Source organism: Staphylococcus sp. HMSC061G12 (assembly GCF_001838465.1).
Lineage (GTDB): Bacteria > Bacillota > Bacilli > Staphylococcales > Staphylococcaceae > Staphylococcus > Staphylococcus simulans.
The window spans coordinates 1-635 of record NZ_KV837063.1; the positions used below are offsets into that span (position 1 = coordinate 1).

Genomic DNA, 635 nt, shown 5'->3' on the forward strand with positions numbered 1-635 from the left:
TTATCTCATCAACCGAATTTATTATAGAGCCGAAGTTAGAGAAAAACAAAGCATCTATATTGAGTTAAAACGTAAATTATAATTAATTTCAATTTAGTCTTATGATAATAACGGAGGATGAGGGATTCGAACCCTCGAGACGCTTGTGGCGCCTACACACTTTCCAGGCGTGCTCCTTCGGCCAACTCGGACAATCCTCCATGTATACAAATTAAAAAATCAGAAACGATAATTCGTTTCTGATTGAATGACTCCTACGGGACTCGAACCCGTGTTACCGCCGTGAAAGGGCGGTGTCTTAACCGCTTGACCAAGGAGCCGTGGCTCCACAGGTAGGACTCGAACCTACGACCGATCGGTTAACAGCCGATAGCTCTACCACTGAGCTACTGTGGAATAATAAGTAATTTGGAGCGGGTGATGGGAATCGAACCCACAACATCAGCTTGGAAGGCTGAGGTTTTGCCATTAAACTACACCCGCATTAACGATTATGGGGCGGCTGATGGGAATCGAACCCACGAATGTCGGAACCACAATCCGATGTGTTAACCACTTCACCACAACCGCCAGACAAATAATAAAAATAAGAATGGTTCAGGACAGAGTCGAACTGCCGACACATGGAGCTTCAA

The 635-nt window shown here is 45.0% G+C and carries 5 tRNA genes; all 5 read right to left on the reverse strand.

Annotation, left to right across the window (positions count from 1 at the left end):
- Positions 1-111 precede the first annotated feature (111 nt).
- Positions 112-200 (reverse strand) — tRNA-Ser (locus tag HMPREF2937_RS05785).
- 48 nt (positions 201-248) lie between these two features.
- Positions 249-320, reverse strand: a tRNA-Glu gene (locus tag HMPREF2937_RS05790).
- A gap of 1 nt (position 321) precedes the next feature.
- Positions 322-396 (reverse strand) — tRNA-Asn (locus HMPREF2937_RS05795).
- Between the two features lie 13 nt (positions 397-409).
- Positions 410-483, reverse strand: a tRNA-Gly gene (locus HMPREF2937_RS05800).
- 11 nt (positions 484-494) lie between these two features.
- Positions 495-570: transfer RNA gene (locus HMPREF2937_RS05805), tRNA-His, on the reverse strand.
- Positions 571-635: the final 65 nt, after the last annotated feature.